Below are 4,207 nucleotides of genomic sequence, written 5' to 3' on the forward strand. Positions count from 1 at the left end.
CCGAATATCTGTTCCTGGGCCATGGCGCGGTCGCCTATACCGACGATGCGGGCGAGGTTCGGTTCATCATGAACCACGAGTTCCTGCGCGACCTGCACCAGGGCAAGGACCAGCCGGACATTTCCGGCGACGCCGTTCCGGCGCAGCACGAGGCCGCCTGACATGGCCAATCCCCGCGCAGAGCGCCTTCGCGCGATGCTGGCGGCCGAGGGGCTGGACGCGGTCGTGCTGACCCACCCGCACGACGTGCGCTACGCCACCGGCTATCATTCGGTGCTCGAGCGCTGGACGCAGATGGAGCCCTTTGCGGGCGCCATCGTCTTCGCCGATCCGGCCAAACCGGTCACCCTCGTCATTCCCGAAGCCAATGTCGGCATCGTCGCGGTGCTCAACCGCGCCCGCGCCGACGCCTGCACCTACGACGAGATCCGCACCTTCGACATGCTGAACTTCTGCGAGGTCAGCCGCTATGTCGACCCCGACCGCAAGGGCAGCCGCCTCGCCGAAGACGCGATGTCGGTCGCCGGCGCGATCCGGGGCGAATGCCAGCCCGACGTCGCGGCGGCGATCACCCGTGCGCTGGCCGACCATGGCCTGTCGGGCGGGCGCATCGGCTTCGACGAGCACCGCGTCTCCGCCGCCGTCGCACGGCAGGTGCCGCACACATATGTCGACGCGCTCGACTTCATGATGCGCGTGCGCGTGGTGAAGACACAGGAGGAGCTGGCCCGCTATCGCAAAGTCGGCACCATGGCCGACCGGGTGATCGCCCATGCCGGTTCGCTGCTCCACGAGGGCGCCGACTGGAACGACGTCCAGGCCGGCATCTGCGACTTCATGGTGCGCAACGGCGTGATCCCGGTCGACGAGGGGGCGATGCTGTTCGGCGGCGCCTATGACCAAGACGAGTTCATTCCCGACCTGTTCCGCACATCGGGCGGCCGTACCCTGCGCCGCGGCGACATCGTCATCCTCGAAACGCAGGGCGTGCTCGACGGCTTCTGGATCGACATCAACCGGACGGCGGTGATCGGAAAGCCCTCGGACGACTATCAGCGGCTGCACGACATATTGCGCGATGCCTTTCTGCTGATGGCCGACCAGCTGCGTCCGGGCGTCTCGACCAACAGCCTGCCGGCGATCGGCTATGAGCATCTCAAGGCCAAGGGCGTCGCCACGCCCGAGAAGCTGCTCGTCGTCGCCCACGGCATCGGCCTGATGCCGCTCGAAATCCCGCTCGCCTATCCGGCGGCGGGCCTGGCCGGGGTCAAGCAGGGCTTCGTGATGGAAGAGGACATGCTGATCAGCCTCGACAGCCTGTTCTTCGGCGCGAAGCTCGGCCCCTGCCACATGGAGAATGTCTACGCGATCACCGCCTCCGGGGCGGAGCCGATGTACGCGGCCCCGCTCGAACTGATCGTCGCCGACGCGCCCGCGCGCGTCGCCGAACCCGCCTGAAAGGAACGTCATGACCGACGGACAGAATGACCGCAGTCTCGAAAAATATCGGCGGATGCAGCGCATCCGGCAGTTCGAAGATCTCGCCGAGGCGATCCACGCGCAGGGCGAGATCCCCGGCGCCCTCCACACCTATGCCGGGCAGGAAGCCTCGGGCGTCGGCGCCTGCATGGCGCTGAACACCGAAGACTATATGGTCGGCACCCATCGCAGCCACGGCCATCCGATCGCCAAGGGCGCCACGCTGCGGCCGCTGATGGCCGAACTGCTCGGCAAGGCGACCGGCATCTGCAAGGGCAAGGGCGGGTCGATGCACCTGTCGGACTTCTCGGTCGGCAGTCTCGGCGAGACCAGCATCGTCGGCTCGGGCGTGCCCGTCGCGGCGGGCGCGGCGCTCGGCTCGAAGATGCAGGGCAATGGCCGCGTCGCGCTGTGCTTCTTCGGCGATGGTGCCACCAACGAAGGCGCCTTCCACGAAGGGATGAACATCGCCGCGATCTGGAAGCTGCCCGCGATCTTCGTCTGCGAGAATAACGGCTATGCCGTGTCGACCCCGGCGAGCGTCGCCGTGCCGGTCAAGGATATTGCCGAGCGCGCCAAGGCCTATGGCATGCCCTCGATCATCGTCGACGGGCAGGACGTCGACGCGGTCGAGGCCGCCGTCGCCGAGGCGGTCGAGCGCGCCCGCACGGGCGGCGGGCCGACCTTCGTCGAGACCAAGACCTATCGCTATGCCGACCATGCGGTGAACATGGGCCGCATCCTGCTCGATCGCGGTGCCGAGGTCGACGAGTGGCGCGAGCGCGATCCGCTCAAGCTCTACCGCGCCAAGCTGATTGCGTCGGGCACCGCCGCCGACCTGCTCGACCGGATCGAGAAGGAGGTCGCCGACGAGGTCGCCGACGCGCTGCAGTTCGCACGCGACAGCGCCTATCCCACCCAGGAGGAAGCCTTTGACGACGTGTTCGTCGACCGCCTCCCCATCCCCGATTTCATCAAGGCCTGAGGAGAGGATCATCATGGCAAAAGTGACGTTCCTGGAAGCCATCCGGCAGGCCCAGATGGAAGAAATGACCCGCGACGAGCGCGTCTTCATCATGGGCGAAGACATCATCTGCAACGTGTTCGGCACCACGACCGGCTTCGTCGAAGCCTTCGGCACCGAGCGCGTCCGCGACACCCCGATCTCGGAGAACGGCTTCATCGGCGCCGCCGCAGGCGCGTCGATGGTCGGGATGCGGCCGATCGTCGACGCGACGATCTCGTCCTTCCTCTACCCGGCGATGGACCAGATCATGAGCATCATCGCCAAGTCGCGCTACATCTATGGCGGACAGGCGCGGCTGCCGCTCGTGATCCGCAGCTGCCTGTTCTACGGCAACTCCAATGCTGCGCAGCATTCAGACCGCAACTATTCGATGTTCATGAACGTGCCGGGGCTGAAGATCATGGTCCCGTCGACCGCCTATGACATGAAGGGGATGCTCAAGGCGGCGGTGCGCGACGACGATCCCGTGCTGTGCTTCGAGGATTCGACCTGCTGGACGTCGAAGTCCGACATGCCCGACGATCCCGACTTCCTGATCCCGCTGGGCAAGGGCGACATCAAGCGCGAAGGCACCGATCTGTCGATCATCGCGATCGGCGGCGGCGTCCCGCTCGCGCTCAAGGCGGCGACGACGCTGGCAAAGGAGGGCATCTCGGCCGAGGTCGTCGACCCGCGCAGCCTGGTCCCGCTCGACAAGGAGATCATCCTGCGCTCGGTCCGCAAGACCGGCCGCGCGATCACCGTCGATCCGGCGCACCAGAGCTGCAGCGCGGGCAGCGAGATCGCGGCGCTCATCGCCGAACATGCGTTTGACTCCTTGCGCGGCCCGGTGCTGCGCATCGCGACGGCGGAGACGCATGTCCCCTTCTCCCCGCTGATCGAGAAGGCGCTCTACCCGAGTGCCGAGCGCATCATCGACGCCGCCCGCCGTCTGGTCGGCGCGCGCGAAACCGTCGACGCCTGAGGAGAAAGCAGCATGGCAAATATGAAGGTGCTGCTGCCGCAGTTCGGCATGGGCATGCAGGATGCGGAGATCGTCCGCTGGATGAAGGCGATCGGCGACAGCGTCGAGGCCGGCGAACCGCTGGTCGAGATCGAGGCGGCCAAGACAACGGTCGAGGTGCCCTCGCCGGGCAGCGGGACGCTCAGCGAGATATTGGTTGAGGAGGGGGAGTCGGTCACCGTCCGCACCCATATTGCGACGATCGCGGTCTGAGATGGCACGGCGGGGGGCAATGGTCGCACGCATCGGACTGGCCCTGATCGGGCTGGTCGTCGTCACCTGGGCGGTGGGATGGGCGATCAGGCTCATGCCGCCGCTCGGCCCGCTCGAACTGCCGAAAGGCGGCCCGAGCGAGACGCGCTGGGACCAGTGGGGCGCCACGATGGGCGGCACCCGCTACACCCCCGCCGCGCAGATCACCCCCGCCAATGTCGCGCATCTGAAGGTGGCCTGGCGCTATTCGACCGGCGAACTGGCGCGCCGGCCCGATGCGATGCTGACCAACAGCACCAACGAGACGACCCCGATCCTCGCCGCCGGATCGCTGATCACCTGTACGCCCTTCGGCCGCGTGATCGCGCTCGACCCCGCCACGGGGCGCGAGAAGTGGGTCTATGACGCCGCCATCGACACTCAATTCCAGCTGCCCGACCAATATATCTGCCGGGGCGTATCGCAGTGGCAGGACAGTGCCGCCC

Annotated in this window: 4 protein-coding genes and 1 pseudogene; all 5 read left to right on the plus strand. The window is 67.0% G+C overall.

The window, feature by feature from the left end:
* Window positions 1–162: 162 nt before the first annotated feature.
* Window positions 163–1,458, plus strand: a complete 1,296-nt coding sequence (locus KAY22_RS25315; protein ID WP_296625876.1) for a M24 family metallopeptidase — start codon at window positions 163–165, stop codon at window positions 1,456–1,458.
* A gap of 10 nt (window positions 1,459–1,468) precedes the next feature.
* Window positions 1,469–2,464 (plus strand): thiamine pyrophosphate-dependent dehydrogenase E1 component subunit alpha, encoded by a 996-nt coding sequence (locus KAY22_RS25320; RefSeq protein WP_296625877.1) that lies wholly within the window; start codon window positions 1,469–1,471, stop codon window positions 2,462–2,464.
* Between the two features lie 13 nt (window positions 2,465–2,477).
* The gene (locus KAY22_RS25325; RefSeq protein ID WP_296625878.1) at window positions 2,478–3,470 is read left to right on the plus strand and encodes a transketolase C-terminal domain-containing protein; all 993 of its coding nucleotides are present in this window, start codon (window positions 2,478–2,480) and stop codon (window positions 3,468–3,470) included.
* A gap of 12 nt (window positions 3,471–3,482) precedes the next feature.
* Window positions 3,483–3,722, plus strand: a complete 240-nt coding sequence (locus tag KAY22_RS25330) for a biotin/lipoyl-containing protein (protein ID WP_296625879.1) — start codon at window positions 3,483–3,485, stop codon at window positions 3,720–3,722.
* 19 nt (window positions 3,723–3,741) lie between these two features.
* Window positions 3,742–4,207 (plus strand): annotated as a pseudogene (locus KAY22_RS25335) (pyrroloquinoline quinone-dependent dehydrogenase); the annotation flags it as partial.

It is taken from the genome of Rhizorhabdus sp. (assembly GCF_018006725.1).
Lineage (GTDB): Bacteria > Pseudomonadota > Alphaproteobacteria > Sphingomonadales > Sphingomonadaceae > Rhizorhabdus.

Bases quoted from the DNA above. Each gene is read 5' to 3' on its own strand.
- KAY22_RS25325 (WP_296625878.1), top strand. From the start codon at position 2,478: ATGGCAAAAGTGACGTTCCTGGAAGCCATCCGGCAGGCCCAGATGGAA.
- KAY22_RS25330 (WP_296625879.1), top strand. From the start codon at position 3,483: ATGGCAAATATGAAGGTGCTGCTGCCGCAGTTCGGCATGGGCATGCAG.
- KAY22_RS25320 (WP_296625877.1), top strand. From the start codon at position 1,469: ATGACCGACGGACAGAATGACCGCAGTCTCGAAAAATATCGGCGGATG.
- KAY22_RS25315 (WP_296625876.1), top strand. From the start codon at position 163: ATGGCCAATCCCCGCGCAGAGCGCCTTCGCGCGATGCTGGCGGCCGAG.